15 protein-coding genes are annotated in these 14,221 nt (G+C 65.1%); 12 read left to right on the top strand and 3 right to left on the bottom strand.

Going from position 1 to position 14,221, the window contains the following annotated elements; translation table 11 throughout:
• Positions 1-15: 15 nt before the first annotated feature.
• From SH412_RS02260 to hypE, 11 genes are read left to right on the top strand one after another with little or no spacing between them, the layout of a single operon-like run.
• Entirely contained in the window at positions 16-1,122 is a 1,107-nt protein-coding gene (locus SH412_RS02260; RefSeq protein ID WP_336521883.1) for a 4Fe-4S dicluster domain-containing protein, read from the top strand.
• Positions 1,119-1,958: an FAD/NAD(P)-binding protein gene (locus SH412_RS02255; protein WP_336521882.1), complete on the top strand. Its 840-nt coding sequence runs from the start codon at positions 1,119-1,121 to the stop codon at positions 1,956-1,958. The genes SH412_RS02260 and SH412_RS02255 overlap by 4 nt, the downstream gene beginning before the upstream one ends.
• Positions 1,958-2,752 carry an NADH-quinone oxidoreductase subunit B family protein gene (locus tag SH412_RS02250; RefSeq protein ID WP_336521881.1) on the top strand — a complete coding sequence of 265 codons (795 nt, stop codon included), beginning with the start codon at positions 1,958-1,960 and terminating at the stop codon, positions 2,750-2,752. The genes SH412_RS02255 and SH412_RS02250 overlap by 1 nt, the downstream gene beginning before the upstream one ends.
• Positions 2,749-4,050 carry a Ni/Fe hydrogenase subunit alpha gene (locus SH412_RS02245; RefSeq protein WP_336521880.1) on the top strand — a complete coding sequence of 434 codons (1,302 nt, stop codon included), beginning with the start codon at positions 2,749-2,751 and terminating at the stop codon, positions 4,048-4,050. The genes SH412_RS02250 and SH412_RS02245 overlap by 4 nt, the downstream gene beginning before the upstream one ends.
• The gene (locus SH412_RS02240; protein ID WP_336521879.1) at positions 4,047-4,493 is read left to right on the top strand and encodes a hydrogenase maturation protease; all 447 of its coding nucleotides are present in this window, start codon (positions 4,047-4,049) and stop codon (positions 4,491-4,493) included. The genes SH412_RS02245 and SH412_RS02240 overlap by 4 nt, the downstream gene beginning before the upstream one ends.
• A complete protein-coding gene (locus tag SH412_RS02235; RefSeq protein ID WP_336521878.1) occupies positions 4,486-4,857 on the top strand; it encodes a hydrogenase maturation nickel metallochaperone HypA/HybF in 372 nt (123 codons plus the stop codon). The genes SH412_RS02240 and SH412_RS02235 overlap by 8 nt, the downstream gene beginning before the upstream one ends.
• Positions 4,848-5,522, top strand: a complete 675-nt coding sequence (hypB, locus tag SH412_RS02230; protein WP_336521877.1) for a hydrogenase nickel incorporation protein HypB — start codon at positions 4,848-4,850, stop codon at positions 5,520-5,522. Before SH412_RS02235 ends, hypB begins: the two co-directional genes overlap by 10 nt.
• Before the next feature lie 10 nt (positions 5,523-5,532).
• The gene (hypF, locus tag SH412_RS02225; RefSeq protein WP_336521876.1) at positions 5,533-7,821 is read left to right on the top strand and encodes a carbamoyltransferase HypF; all 2,289 of its coding nucleotides are present in this window, start codon (positions 5,533-5,535) and stop codon (positions 7,819-7,821) included.
• A 4-nt stretch (positions 7,822-7,825) separates the two neighbouring features.
• Positions 7,826-8,077, top strand: a complete 252-nt coding sequence (locus SH412_RS02220) for a HypC/HybG/HupF family hydrogenase formation chaperone (RefSeq protein ID WP_336521875.1) — start codon at positions 7,826-7,828, stop codon at positions 8,075-8,077.
• Complete coding sequence (hypD, locus tag SH412_RS02215; protein WP_336521874.1) at positions 8,074-9,180, top strand: hydrogenase formation protein HypD; 1,107 nt, start codon at positions 8,074-8,076, stop codon at positions 9,178-9,180. Before SH412_RS02220 ends, hypD begins: the two co-directional genes overlap by 4 nt.
• Entirely contained in the window at positions 9,173-10,228 is a 1,056-nt protein-coding gene (hypE, locus tag SH412_RS02210; RefSeq protein ID WP_336521873.1) for a hydrogenase expression/formation protein HypE, read from the top strand. The genes hypD and hypE overlap by 8 nt, the downstream gene beginning before the upstream one ends.
• 85 nt (positions 10,229-10,313) lie before the next feature.
• On the opposite strand, the gene SH412_RS02205 is transcribed toward hypE, so the two are convergent.
• The 3 genes from SH412_RS02205 to SH412_RS02195 form a co-directional block, all read right to left on the bottom strand.
• Positions 10,314-10,457: a hypothetical protein gene (locus SH412_RS02205; RefSeq protein ID WP_336521872.1), complete on the bottom strand. Its 144-nt coding sequence runs from the start codon at positions 10,455-10,457 to the stop codon at positions 10,314-10,316.
• Positions 10,438-11,286 carry a hypothetical protein gene (locus SH412_RS02200; RefSeq protein WP_336521871.1) on the bottom strand — a complete coding sequence of 283 codons (849 nt, stop codon included), beginning with the start codon at positions 11,284-11,286 and terminating at the stop codon, positions 10,438-10,440. Before SH412_RS02200 ends, SH412_RS02205 begins: the two co-directional genes overlap by 20 nt.
• A gap of 134 nt (positions 11,287-11,420) precedes the next feature.
• Entirely contained in the window at positions 11,421-12,092 is a 672-nt protein-coding gene (locus tag SH412_RS02195) for a hypothetical protein (RefSeq protein ID WP_336521870.1), read from the bottom strand.
• Between the two features lie 606 nt (positions 12,093-12,698).
• Here SH412_RS02195 and SH412_RS02190 point away from each other — a divergent pair.
• Positions 12,699-13,940 (top strand): GspE/PulE family protein, encoded by a 1,242-nt coding sequence (locus SH412_RS02190; RefSeq protein ID WP_336521869.1) that lies wholly within the window; start codon positions 12,699-12,701, stop codon positions 13,938-13,940.
• The last annotated feature ends 281 nt before the right edge of the window (positions 13,941-14,221 follow it).

Genomic DNA, 14,221 nt, shown 5'->3' with positions numbered 1-14,221 from the left:
GAGGAAGTGCGTTCTATGCCGGATAGCGAGCGTTTTCTGCCGAAGCCGGGCCTGCAACAGCTTATCGACGAGCTGCACCGGCGGGGCTACGTGGTCGCGGGGCCGACGATCGCCGAGGAGGCGATCACCTACGACGCGATCGACTCGGTCGACCAGCTTCCGGCCGGCTGGACCGACGAGCAGGGACCGGGGCACTACCGGCTCAAGCGACGCGAGGACGAGGCCTGGTTCGGCTATGTCGTGGGGCCGCACTCGTGGAAACGGTATCTGTTTCCGCCGCAGGTGGTGTTGACAACGTCGACGCCGGAGGGGGCCGGCTGGACGTTTTCGACGCCTGCGGACGATGTTCCGCCGCATGCGTTTCTGGGGGTCCGGGCGTGCGAGCTGGCGGCGATTCGGATTCAGGACAAAGTGTTTCTGGATGGGCCGTATCAGGATCCGATCTACCGTCGGCGTCGGGAACAGACAGTGCTGATTGCTGTGAATTGCACGCAGGCGGCCAGCACGTGTTTCTGCCAGTCGATGGAGACGGGGCCGCGCTGTCAGTCGGGGTTTGATCTGGCGTTGACCGAGCTGGCGGACGGTTTCGTGTGTGAGATCGGGACCGACCGCGGCCGGAAACTGCTGGAGGCCTGCGAGACTGTGACCGTCGCGGACGGACAGTTCGATGCGGCCGAAATTGCCCGGCAGCAGGCGGTCGATCAGCAGGGGCGGCAGCTTGAAACGGCGGGACTGCCGGAACTGTTGGCCGCGACGCGGAATCATGCGCACTGGGAGGAGGTGGGGGATCGGTGCCTGTCGTGCACCAACTGCACGATGGTCTGTCCCACCTGTTTCTGCAGTTCGGTTGATGAGGTTCGCGATCTGACTTCGGGACGGGTCGACCGCGAGCGAAAGTGGGACTCCTGCTTCCACACGGACTTCAGCTACATGAACGGCGGCGTGGTCCGGACCGAGACGGCCCATCGATACCGGCAGTGGCTGACGCACAAGCTGGGAACGTGGCATGCCCAGTTCGGAACATCGGGCTGCGTCGGGTGCGGGAGGTGCATCGCCTGGTGTCCGGTCGGCATCGACATTGTGGCCGAGGTCCAGGCGCTGCGGGAGGAACCCCGGGAATGACGCCATCACTGCACGCCGATCCGTGGCAGCTTCAGGCGGCGACGATCCGGGAGATTGTGCCGGAGCTGGATGACATTGCCACGTATCGTCTGGAAACGAGTACCGGCGGCGATTTCTCGTTTCAGCCCGGGCAGTTCAATATGCTCTACCTGCCGGGTGTGGGGGAGGCGGCAATTTCAATGAGCGGCGACCCGCATCGGCGGGGCGCGTGGATTCACACGGTGCGCGTGGCGGGGAATGTGACGCGGACGCTGGCGGGGTTGCGCGTCGGAGACACCGTGGGAGTGCGCGGGCCGTTCGGAACCGGCTGGCCGGTCGACGACTGGATCGGGAAGGACGTCGTGCTGGTGGCGGGCGGCGTGGGCCTCGCGCCCCTGCGGCCGGTGATTTATGACATTCTGCATCGGCGGTCGCTGTTCGGTCGCGTCTGGCTGATCCTCGGTGCGCGCACGCCTGGGGGTCTGCTGTATCCGGCGGAACATGCTGCGTGGACGCAGGGCGGGATTCGGGTCGAGCAGACGGTCGACCGGGCGCTCGGTGACTGGACAGGGCATGTGGGAGTGGTGACGCTGCTGCTCGACCGACTGCGACTGCCGTCGCCGGAAAACACCTGCGTGGCGACGTGCGGACCTGAAGTGATGATGCGGTACACGGCGATCAGCGCGGAGCGGCGCGGGATTTCCGCCGAGCGGGTGTGGGTGTCGCTGGAGCGGAGCATGCAGTGCGCGGCCGGACTGTGCGGGCACTGTCAACTGGCCGAGCAGTTCGTCTGCAAGGACGGGCCGGTCTTCCGGTACGATCGCGTGGCGCGACTGATGACTGTGGAGGGACTGTGATGAGCCAGCGACCGCGAGTGGCGGTGGCCAAATTCACTTCGTGCGACGGCTGCCAGTTGTCGCTGCTGGACGCGGAGGATGATCTGCTGGCCGTGTGCGAGCGAGTCGAGCTGGCGCACTTTGCGGAGGCCAGCAGCGATCTGCAGCCGGGGCCTTACGATGTGGCGCTGGTCGAGGGTTCGATTACGACAGAGCACGACGCCGAGCGATTGCGCGAGCTCCGGCGACAGGCGCGGTACCTGGTGACGATCGGCGCGTGCGCCACCTCCGGGGGCATACAGGCGTTGCGGGCATGGGGCGATGTGGGGGAGTGGGTGGAGGCGGTCTACCCGACGCCGGCCTTCATCGACACGCTGGCAACGTCGACGCCGATCGCCGAGCATGTCCTCGTTGATTTTGAGCTGCGGGGCTGCCCGATTTCCGCGAAGCAACTGGTGACGGTGATTACCGCCCTGGCGGAAGGCCGGCGACCGAAGCTGCCGTCGCACAGCGTCTGTCTGGACTGCAAGCGGCGGGGGACTGTCTGCGTGGTGGTGGCTCAGGGAACGGCGTGTCTTGGACCGGTGACGCAGACCGGCTGCGGCGCGATCTGCCCGGCTTACAATCGCGGATGTTACGGTTGTTATGGACCGATGCCGCAGGCGAACGGGCGCCGGCTGGTCGATCAGTTTCAGCGACTGGGACATGGAGCGGACCGGCTGGTGCCGCTATTGCGGAACTTCAACGCGGCAGCCCCGGACTTTCGGCGGGAGTCGGAACGGCTGGAGCAAGCTGCGGACGGAGGCGCGTCGTGAGCGATGAGCTGGTGGACGTGCCGATTCTGACTCGCGTCGAAGGGGAGGGAGCGCTGACGCTCCGGCTGCGCGACGGGAAGCTCGTCGATGCGCAACTGCGGATCTACGAGCCGCCCCGGCTGTTCGAAGCCCTGCTGCGCGGCCGGCCGTTGGAGGATGCGCCGGACATCACGGCCCGGATCTGCGGGATCTGTCCGGTGGCGTATCAGATGAGTGCGGTCCATGCGTTGGAGATGGCGCTGGGGGTGATGATCTCGCCGGAGATCCGCCGGTTGCGCCGGCTGCTGTATTGCGGCGAGTGGATCGAGAGTCATGCGCTGCATACGCACCTGCTGCAGGCGCCGGATTTCTTTGACGCAGCCAGCGGAATCGAGCTGGCGCAGCGGTTTCCGGAGGAAGTCACCCGTGGGCTGCAGCTCAAGAAGTTTGGCAACCGGCTGCTGGAGATGCTGGGGGGGCGGGCGATTCATCCGATCAATGTGGCCGTCGGCGGGTTCCATCGCTGGCCGCCCCGCGCGGAGTGGGACGCGTTGATACCCTCGTTCGAATGGGGGCTGGAAGCGGCCCAGGCGGCGGCCCGCTGGGTGGCGACGTTTCCGTTTCCGGACTTCGAACAGGATTATGAAAGCGTGTGCGTCGCGGGGCCGGGGGAATATCCTTTCAACGAAGGAGACATCGCGATCGGTCCGTCCATGACGATTCCTGTCGCCGAGTATGAGCAGCATTTCGCTGAGCGGCAGGTGGCGCATTCGACGGCGCTGCAGTCGGTGCGGCTGCCGGCGGAAACGGCCTATCTGGTCGGACCGCTGGCGCGAATCAACCTGCAGAGGGAGCATCTGCGGCCCGTGGCCCGGCGGCTGGCGGATGAGATTGGATTCGAGAATCCCTGTCGGAATCCGTACCGCGCCATCGTGGCCCGCGGGCTGGAACTGGTGCAGGCGTACGAGGAAGCTCTGACGATTCTGCGGGAAGGAGTTCCGCGGGGGCCGAGTCGGATTTCGTACACGCCGCGGGCGGGGCAGGGCTGCGCTGCGACGGAAGCTCCGCGCGGGCTGTTGTATCACCACTACGAGGTGGACGACGCCGGCCGGCTGGTGTCGGCGCGGATCATTCCGCCGACGTCGCAGAATCAGGGGCAGATCGAGAATGATTTGCGGGCCTATGCGACGCGGCAGCTACTCACCACAACGCGGCGGGATGTGATTGCGACCGGTTGCGAACGGCTGGTGCGGTCGTACGATCCGTGCATCAGTTGCGCGACGCACTTTCTGAAGGTTCGCTGGGAGGACGCGGTATGACGTTCCCCCTGATCGTCGGCCTGGGGAGCCCGCATGGCGATGACCAGGCCGGGTGGCTGGTGATTGACTGGCTGCACACGCTGGGAGCGGACGTGCAATCCGCGCGCAAAGCGGTTCATCCGGGGGACCTGTGGAGCTGGGCGGAGGCGGGGCGCGCGCTGACCGTCTGCGATGCCGGTCACGCAAACGGGCAGCCGGGGAGGGTTGGCCGGTGGACGTGGCCGGAGGATCGGCTGGAAGGGTCGCGGCTGGGAGGGACGCACGATCTGCCGCTGGCGGATGTGCTGATGCTGGGACGTCAGACCGGGTGTTGTCCGGAGCGGGTGGAGATCTGGACGATTGAAGGCGTTCAGTTTGAGCCGCTGGGGGCCGTCAGCCCAGCGGTGGCCGAGGGCGCCCGGCGAGTGGCGGAGACGTTGTGGCGGGGAGTTGACCATGCATGAACGGTCTCTCGTCCGGGCGCTGCTGGAGCAGGTGCGCGAGACGGCGGCAGCGCGGGAGCTGCCGCCGGTGCGGGAAGTCGTGCTGGAGGTGGGGGAGTTCTGCGGGGTCGACGCGGAGCTGTTGGAGCTGGCGTTCGCGGAGATGGCTCCGGGGATTCTGGGCGAGGATGTGAAGCTCGAACTGAGGTCGACGCCGTTAACTGTCGAATGCCGGCGTTGCGGGCATGGGTTTGCTGTCGAGCGGTTCCGGTTTGTGTGTCCGCTCTGCAGCGGCGATGTGACGGTGACAGGCGGAGAAGAGTTCCGGCTGGTGAGCCTGCGCGTGGCGGCCGGTCCGGTCGGGGAGGAACAGGCATGTCGCTGACGGAAGTGCCGATCCAGCGCGATCTGCAGGCGGAGCGCCGGGCGGCGGCCGAGGTCTTTCGCGCCGGTCTGACGCGTCAGGGGATTCTGTGTCTGAATCTGATCTCGTCGCCCGGGGCGGGGAAAACGACGCTGCTGCAGGCGATGGCGAAATACTGGGAGGGCCGTCGGAGGATGGCGGTGCTGGTGGGGGATATCGCCACCGATCGCGATGCGCAGCGGCTGGCGCCGTTTGTGCCGGTGCGGCAACTGACGACGGGGGGGGCGTGTCATCTGGAATTGCCGCTGGTGGAGCGCGGGCTGGGGGAACTCGATCTGGAGGGGCTGGAGTTTCTGGTGATCGAGAACGTCGGTAACCTCGTTTGCCCGGCGTCGCACGATCTGGGAGAGCACTTGCGGGTGGTCGTGCTGAGCGTGACCGAAGGTGACGATAAACCGGGGAAGTATCCCAAGGCATTTCGGACGAGCCAGGCGTGTGTGATCAACAAGGCGGACCTATTGCCGCATGTGCCGTTTTCGATCGAGGCGGCGACGGCGGATGCTCATCTGGTGCAGCCGGGGTTGCCGGTATTTACCGTTTCGGCATGGCGGGAGACAGGGATTGCTGAGTGGTGCGCGTTCCTGGAAGCTGCCCGCGCCACGATGCTGACTTCTGCGACGGAATAGCGACACGACCATGCCCCGCGTCGCTTACCAGTTTCTGCTGCAGGGGGCCGTCCAGGGGCGGGGAGTTCGCCCGGCGATTGCGCAACTGGCCGAGCAGAATGGCTGGTGCGGCACGGTTCGCAATACGGCGGAAGGGGTTGAGCTGCGGGTGGCGAAGGACGGTCTGCAGCCCGCGGACCTCGAATTGAGGTTGCGGAGTTTGCTGCCGAGGCTGGCAGCGCTGCGGATCGAATCAGTTCCCGATGCCGGCTGGACAGGATTCACGATCGAACCGTCGACGGAGGATGCCGGACTGACTGTTCCCGTGCCGCGTGACGTCGCGATTTGCACCGAGTGTCTGAGTGAGACTGAAGGCACGGGCAATCGACGATTCCGGTACGGGCTGACGAGCTGTGCGACGTGCGGGCCGCGATACAGCGTGATCCGGGTAATGCCGTTCGATCGGCCGAGGACATCGCTGGACGGCTTCCCGCTCTGCCCGGCCTGTCGGGCGGAGTATGGATCTTCCACTGACCGGCGAAGGCATGCGCAGACGATGGCCTGTCCGCTCTGCGGTCCGCAGGTGTGGGCGAGCGATCGGGAGGGGCGGCTGTTGGCGGAGGGTGACGAGGCCGCTGTGATGGCCGGCCGGGTCCTGCTTGAGGGGCGGATTGTGGCCCTGCGTGGCGTGGGAGGGTATCAGTTGCTGGCGGATGCGACGAACGGCGTTGCCGTCGACGAGCTTCGCCGTCGCAAAGCCCGCCCGGCGAAGCCGTTTGCAGTTTTGTGCCGGTCGATTGAGGCCGCACGTGAGCTGGCCAAACTGGATGCCGTTGGCGAGCGGGAGCTGCTTTCGGGGGCCAATCCGATTGTGCTCGCGCCCCGGCGAATCGGGAGCATACTTGTGGCGGGCGTGAGCCCGCACCTGAGGGACATCGGCCTGCTGCTGCCGACGACGGCGCTGCATGCGCGACTGGCGGAACTGACGGACCGTCCGCTGGTCTGCACGAGCGCCAATCACGACGGCGATCCGCTGGCCTTTCAAGTCGAAGACGCGGAACGCGTGCTGAACGGGATTGCCGACCTGTTTCTGCATCACGACCGTGAGATTGTCCATCCGATCGATGACAGCGTGGTGCGGCCGATGGGGGGAACGGCGGTCACGCTTCGCTGTGCCCGAGGTCTGGCGCCGCTGCCGTTGCCGCTGTCCGGATCGCCGATCTTGGCGCTGGGGGCGCAGCTCAAGTCGGCCTGTGCGTGGTCAAACGGGCGGCAGGGGGTGCTGGGACCTCACGTGGGGGATCTGCAGGGGCTGGCGACGCGAGATCGATGGAACGAACACATCGCGGCGATGTCCGGACTGTATGGACTCGCGGACGCGAGGATCGTGGCCGATGCCCATCCGGACGGGTTTTCGCGGCAATGGGCGCAGGAGACGGGACGAGACGTCTTGCCGGTGTGGCATCACCATGCGCATGTCGTGGCTGGCATGGTCGAACACGGGTGGCTCGACGAGCAGGTTCTGGGAATCGCGGCGGATGGGACTGGCTGGGGACCGGACGGGACGTTGTGGGGCGGTGAAGTTCTCTGGGCGACGGCGACGGAATTTCGTCGGGCGGCCCACGTAAGGACTTTCACGCTGCCGGGTGGTGAGGCGGCGATTGGCGAGATCTGGCGGGTGGCTGTCGCTGCTGCGGGACAGATTGAGGGCATGACTCCGGAGTCGTTGTCGCAGGTTGTCGGTCTACCGGAGCAAGTGGTGCGACGAGTGCTGCATGTCAGCCGTTCGCGATTGTCGGCGGTCACTTCCAGTCTGGGACGGCTGTTTGATGTCGCGGCGTGCCTGGTTCTCGGGTTGAATCGCGTCAGTTTCGAGGGGGAGGCGGCGATGCGGCTGGAAGCTGTGTGCGATCCGGCGGGCGATGGCGAGTATGCTTGGCATATTGAATCGGGAGACCCGGTTCAACTCGACTGGCGGTCGGCGCTGCAGGCATTGCTGGCGGATCGCAAGCGCGGCGTGGCTGCCGGTGTGATGGCGGAGCGGTTTCATCGGGGGGTGGCATCGTGGATGATCGACGTAGTCCGCAGGCTGTCTCAGACATCGGCGATTCCGTCTCGCATTCCGGTGGTTTTGTCGGGGGGCGTCTTTCAGAATCGGCGGCTGGTAGAATTGCTGGTCGAGCACTGGCCGGCGGACTGCAGCCTGTTGGGACTGCCGGGGCGGATTCCGCCCAACGACGGCGGGCTGGCCGCGGGACAACTGGCGATCGCGCTGGCGCGTGGTCGCGCGGGTCGAGCAAGTTTCCGGAAGGAGTGGTGACGGCATGTGCCTGGGCGTTCCCGGACGGGTCCAGCGGTGGATCGATCGCGACCCGCTGACCGGTCTGGCGGAGATCGACTTCGGCGGCGTGCGCCGGACGTGCCATATGGCGTGCGTGCCGGAAGCGATCGAAGGGGATTTCGTGCTCGTGCACGCGGGCGTGGCGCTGACGATCGTGGATGCCGAGGCCGCCCGCAGGACGCTGGAGGATCTGGAGCGGCTGACCGCCGAGCCGTCCGGCGAGTCGACGCCATGAAGTACCTCGATGAATACCGTGCCCCCGAGGCGATTACGGCGAGTCTGGATCGCATCCGGCGGAAGTGTTCGCGGCGGTGGGTGGTCATGGACGTCTGCGGCGGGCAGACGCACAGCCTGCTGAAGCATGGACTGGAGCCGGCGCTGGAAGAGTCGCTGGAACTGCTGCATGGTCCGGGCTGTCCAGTCTGTGTGACGCCGGCCGCGGTGCTGGATGCAGCCACGTCCCTTTCGCTGGAGCGGAGAGTCACGCTGTCCAGCTTCGGGGATATGCTGCGGGTTCCGGGACGGTCCGGTTCGCTGCTGCAGGCTCGGGCCCGCGGGGGTGACGTGCGGACCGTGTACTCGCCGCTGGATGCGGTTGACTGGGCGGTTCGCCATCCGGAGCGGGAAGTCGTCTTTCTGGCGGTCGGTTTTGAGACGACCGCGCCGGCGACGGCGCTGGCGATCCTGCAGGCGCAGCGAAGCGCGGTCAGGAACTTTTCCGTGCTGGCTCACCATGTCCGGGTCGAGCCGGCGATGCGGCAGATCGCCGCCGACCCGGCCGGACGGGTGCAGGGCTTTCTGGCGGCGGGTCACGTCTGCACGGTCACCGGTTACGAGGAGTATCACGCATTCGCCCGCGAAACGGGTCTGCCGGTCGTCGTCACCGGTTTCGAGCCGCTCGATCTGCTGCAGGGGCTGGAAACGTGCGTCGAGCTGCTGGAGTCGGGACGGTCCGAGGTGGTGAATGCCTATGCCCGGTGTGCGCGGCCGGAAGGAAATCCTCATGCGAAAAGGCTCCTCGACGCGGTTTTTCGCGTGGCTGATGTGCCGTGGAGAGGACTGGGAGTCATTCCGTCCGGAGGGCTGAAGATTCATTCGTCGCTGGCGAAGCTCGACGCCTGTGAGCGTTTTGGCCTGACAGCGTCCGACGTTGAAGAAACCAGCGGCGAATGTCGGAGCGGCGAGGTGTTGACCGGGCGCCTCAAGCCGCCGGACTGCCCGCTCTTCGGCAACGGCTGCACTCCCGATACGCCGCGAGGAGCGCCGATGGTGTCGTCCGAAGGGGCCTGCGCCGCGTATTTCCGCTATGCGCTGAGCGGAGGTCGGGCTCATGTCTGACAGTGCCCCTGTCTGGCAGCCCGCCTGTCCGCCGCTGGCCAGCCACGACGGCGAGCGGATTACGCTTGCCTATGGCGAGGGAGGGCGGCTGACCCGGCGGTTGATCCAGGACCGGATCGTGGCGCGGTTTGGAAACGCGACACTGGCGGCGCTCGGCGACGCGGCGCTGATTGACCTGCCGGCAGGTCGCTGCGCGATGACGACCGACGGGTATACGGTGACGCCGTTGTTTTTTCCGGGGGGCGATATCGGCCGGCTGGCGGTTTACGGGACGGTCAACGATCTGGTCGTCAGTGGAGCGCGGCCGCGTTTTCTCAGTTTGGCGATGGTGATCGAGGAGGGGCTGCCCTGGGAGGTCCTGGATCGCGTGCTGGACAGTGTTCGTGATGCTCTCGACGCGACCGGGGTCCAACTGGTGACCGGGGATACCAAGGTGGTTCCACGGGAGGCCGTCGATCAGCTCTTCCTGACGACGACTGGAATCGGCGAGGTGATTCAGCCGTTGGCGGGACCGGCAGGCTTGCGAGCTGGAGACGAGATCCTGGTGAGCGGGCCGATCGGGCGTCACGGTGCTGCAGTGCTGTGCGCCCGGGAGGAATTCGGCTTCGATCCGCCACCGCTCAGCGACTGCGGCCCGCTGACCCGACCGATTGAAGCCCTGTGGCACGCCGATTTGCCGGTCCGTTGTCTGAGGGATGCGACGCGTGGCGGCGTGGCGGCGGTGCTGCACGAGTGGTCCGCGGTGGCGGGGCTCGGGATCACTGTCGCTTCTGCGCTGCTGCCGGTGTCGGCGGACGTGCGTGCGGTCTGTGAATTGCTCGGGCTGGAGCCGCTGCATCTGGCCTGCGAAGGAACATTTGTGGCGGCTGTCGCGGGGGGGCAGGCTCAGCGGACGCTGGATGTCATGCGCGCGAATGGATGCCCTGCCGCTGCAGTGATCGGCGAGGTGACGACAGCTCGTTCGACGCCGGCCCGGCTGCGGACGACTGCCGGGCGCGAGATTCCGCTGGATGAGCCCGCGGGGAGTCCGTTGCCGCGGATCTGTTGAACGGCTGCTGGAGTGGAAACGAAATCACCCTGCAGAACCGAGCGGTTCTGCAGGGTGAACGAATTCAGTTTGGACGAACTGCGGCTTATGGAGCCAGCTTGCCGCCGTACTTGGACAGCTCGAGGACCAGGAAGATAATTCCGGTCACGAGGGCGGCGAACGAGACGAACAGCAGTCCCACATAGATGTCGGGGGCGGGGTCGTTCTTCTCAGAATTTCGTGGTGACATTGTCGCCTTTCTCGATGATGGCGTTCTTGGCTTTTTCTTCGATGGTTCCGACAGCCCGATCGCGCTCGACCGATACGAGTCGGATCCGGCCGAGGAACTGGTCGCCACGGTAGAGCGTGGCCCTGTGCCCGCGGACGAGTCCGTCGTTGCTGCCGAGAGAAATTTCGACGTATTCCAGATTGCCCTTCTCGGCCTTGCGGACTTCGTTGACCAGCCCACGAACGATCGGAGCGGCCTGCTCTCGCACCAGCATTTCGCGGGTGTCGGTGGGCAGCCCGTTCGATGCGAGGAACTCGCGCATCTTGGCGTTGTCCCGCAAGGTCTTCTCGTGCTTCTCGTTGAGCTGCTGGATCTGGACGTCCTGGCCAAACAGCTTGTCTTCCATGTCCCGGATTCTGGCGACCATTTCGCCGCGGCTCTTGAAGAGATCGGCGTTCTGGGCGCGGAGCAACTGCGATTCGCGGACTCGCTCGCCCGCTTCGGTGCTGTTGTTCTGGGCGAGATTCCGTTCGGCGTCGAGCGCCACCTTGAGCTGCTTCGATTCGGCTTCCAGCCCGGTGACGGCGGCCTGCAGGTTGGTCCGCTCGCCGGTAAGCTGTGTGACCTGACCTTCGAGGGCGGCGATCTTCTGAGCCGCTTCAGTCCGGGCCGCCTGCAGCTCGCGATCCAAGTCCTGGGCCTTTCGCTGTTCCTGCTGGTACTGAGTCTGGGCCGAGTCGCGGGCCTTCTTCCAATTCGTATGGGCGTTGAAGACCGCACCGGCGAGCGCCATAAACATGATGCTCAGAACCAGATGCAGCACAACCAGCAGTTTGCCAACCCACGTCATGACCACACTCCGCCGAACGTCCGGCAGCACCTGCCAGACAGAATCCGGTTCAATCCGTAATCGTCAAGACACTCTCATGTTCGAAATCGCGACCGGAACTACTGCCCGGGAGCGATGGTAGCCCGGCGTCAAGGCTATGGATAAGGCTTGCCGTCGAGCTGATTCTTCAATTGCTGATTCCGCCGGGCGAGACGTTGCTCAATTTCGTTCAGACGGACCAGTTCGTCGGCCAGTGCGTCGCGCTGTTTCTCGACGGCGTAAAGATCGTTCCGGAGAAGTTCCAGTTGATTTTTCAGGCGAAGGCCTTCATTGCGGCGTTCTTCGGCGTCGGCCCGGATCGCCTGAGCGTCGACCGACTTCTGCTGAATTTCCGTCGTCAGCATCTGAATCTGCATCTCAATCTGACTCAACTGCTCACGGAGGAGCTGCAGGCGCTGGTCGGCCCCTTTCAGATCGGCGGCGATCCGGACGGAGACTTCCGCGATCCGCGGTTTGATCTGTTCGATCTTCTGATTCGTGTCGGTTAATGCCGTCTGAGCGTTCTGGACCTGCTTCAGGCGTCCCTGAACCAGCACTTCCGGGAGCAAAGTGGAACTGCCGATCTGCTGATCGGTGACGCGATCCTTGACGCTGAACTGTGACGGGGGTCCCGGGCGTTCTTCGAGCGCCAGGTCATTCGCGAAGCTGGGGACGGCGGCTTCCGCGCGCCAGTTCGGACCGCCGCTGACCAGCGCCCCAGCGAATGCCGCAAAGCCAAGGCTTGCAGCCGCCGTAAATACGACGAGGATTCGACCGAGGGTATTCATGAAGCGGCCTGCAGGCAGTTTGAAGAAATGCCGGCGAGGGATCTCGACGGTCACTCGACATGGGATGCGAAAATCGGGAGGCGGACACGCCCCGGAACATCCGTTCCCCGCGAGCCGGCCAAGACGGCCTCCCTGCTGCTCAATGCAGCTTACCGGTGCGGAAAAACGGGTGTCAACGACAAACTCAAACTCGGGAGCCCCAATCGCCAGCCCCAGGAGACCCTGCCGATTATTCCAGTCAGCGGGTCTCGGAAAGGCTAACGCTTTCAGAGTCCGACGGACGGACCCTCCGGCCGATGAGAACCGGGACTCACAAGTCTCATTCGGCGTGCGGACGGCGTCGCTGGAACTTGGACCGTACCGAGCGATTTTTCGGCACAAGCCGACTAATCGCGCGCCGAATTGTCGGGCTTCGGTCCAGCGCCGCCAGTCTCATGGGGAATTTCGCGTGACTTCGGTCCACCCGCTCACCGCATCGCCTGCAGCAGACAGTTTCGCGGGCGGGGGTTACCGGTTACAACCGAGTGGCCGCCGGCAGTTCTTGACTGCGGTCAGGCCGCCGCTGCCTGGACGGCCGAGAGCTGTCCCGACTGGAGACTAAAGATCATGACCGACGCGAATGCCCTGCCCGCCGAGACACGAGAACGGGCGCTCAAAGAAGAACTGCGGGAACTGGTGAACGTTGTCGGTCCCGGGCCGCTGGTCGATCTGCTGCTGGAGCGGGCGTTTCAGCTCAACGTGACCGATATTCACTTCGATCCGGCCCGGACGGGCTTGCGGATCCGGTTGCGGGTGGACGGCGTTCTACACGACGTCCTGCAGCTTCCGACCGACATGATGTCGCACATCGTGTCGCGCGTGAAATTGATGGCGAACATGGACATCACCGAGCGCCGATCCGCGCAGGACGGTCATATCACCAGCGCTTCGCTGAAGCGGCAGAGGGATGTGCGGGTCGGCAGCGGGCCGACGATCTATGGCGAACGCCTGGTGCTCCGGCTCATGCCGGACGAGCAAATCTTCTCGCGTCTGGAGGATCTGGGCCTGGAGGACTCCCAGGCGGAATCGGTGCGCCGGTGTCTGGCTCGTCCGTATGGCATGGTGCTGAGCGTCGGACCGGTCGGCAGCGGGAAGAGCACCACGATGTACAGTTGCCTGGAGATGCTGAATCTACCTGGGCGGAGCCTGGTTTCGATCGAGGACCCCGTCGAGCGTCGAATCGAGGGGGTGAACCAGATTCAGGTCGAGCCGAAGATCGACTTTTCGTTCGTCGAAGCGCTGCGCGGCGTGCTGCGCCAGGATCCCGACGTAATCATGGTGGGGGAGATTCGCGATCCCGAAACCGCCCATATTGCCGTCCGGGCCGGTCTGACGGGGATTCGGGTTCTGAGTACGCTGCACGCCAACGATACGACGGCGACGATCGACGTGTTCCGCGAATTCAGCATTCCGCCGATGTTCATTGCCGACAGCGTGAACGGGATCATTTCGCAGCGGCTGGTGCGAAAGATCTGCACGCAGTCCCGGGAACTGCATCACCCGGACCTGCTGACCTGCCAGCAGCTCGGAATTCCGGCGGCGGACGCCGGTTCGATCGAGCTGGCCCGCGGGATTCCGGCGGATTGCAACTTTCATACGGGGTATCTGGGGCGGACGGGGGTTTTCGAGGTTCTTCCGATCGATATGGAGCTCCGCTCGGCCATTCTTTCGGGGGCCAGTTCCGCGGAGTTGAGGCAGCTTGCGCTGGCGGGGGGAATGCAGACTCTGGAGCAATCGGCGATCAAGAAGATCCTGGCCGGCATGACGACCGTGGAAGAGATGCATCGGGTCCTGATGACGGATCTTTGACAAGTGGATCGCGGGCGACCGGCAGGAACTGCGGACTTGTGATTGGGCCCATCCAGCTTGCGGGAATCTCAGCCACCCAACGCCCCTCAGAGTTGTCCGGGAATTGCCGCAAACTGTTGGCTGGAAAACACTTTTCGGGAATGGGCAGCCGTCGCGGTCCATCTTGACACACTGGATCGAGCGGCCTAGATTCCTTCGGTCCATCCAAGTTCGCTCAGGTTTGACCGAATTCTTGCGAGTTCGTCGAGTTGTTAGAGAGCCGCGGCCCGGCACATGGCGCC

This window comes from Planctellipticum variicoloris (genome assembly GCF_030622045.1).
Lineage (GTDB): Bacteria > Planctomycetota > Planctomycetia > Planctomycetales > Planctomycetaceae > Planctellipticum > Planctellipticum variicoloris.
Note: the sequence above shows the minus strand (reverse complement) of the source record. Positions and strands in the feature narration are given on the sequence as shown.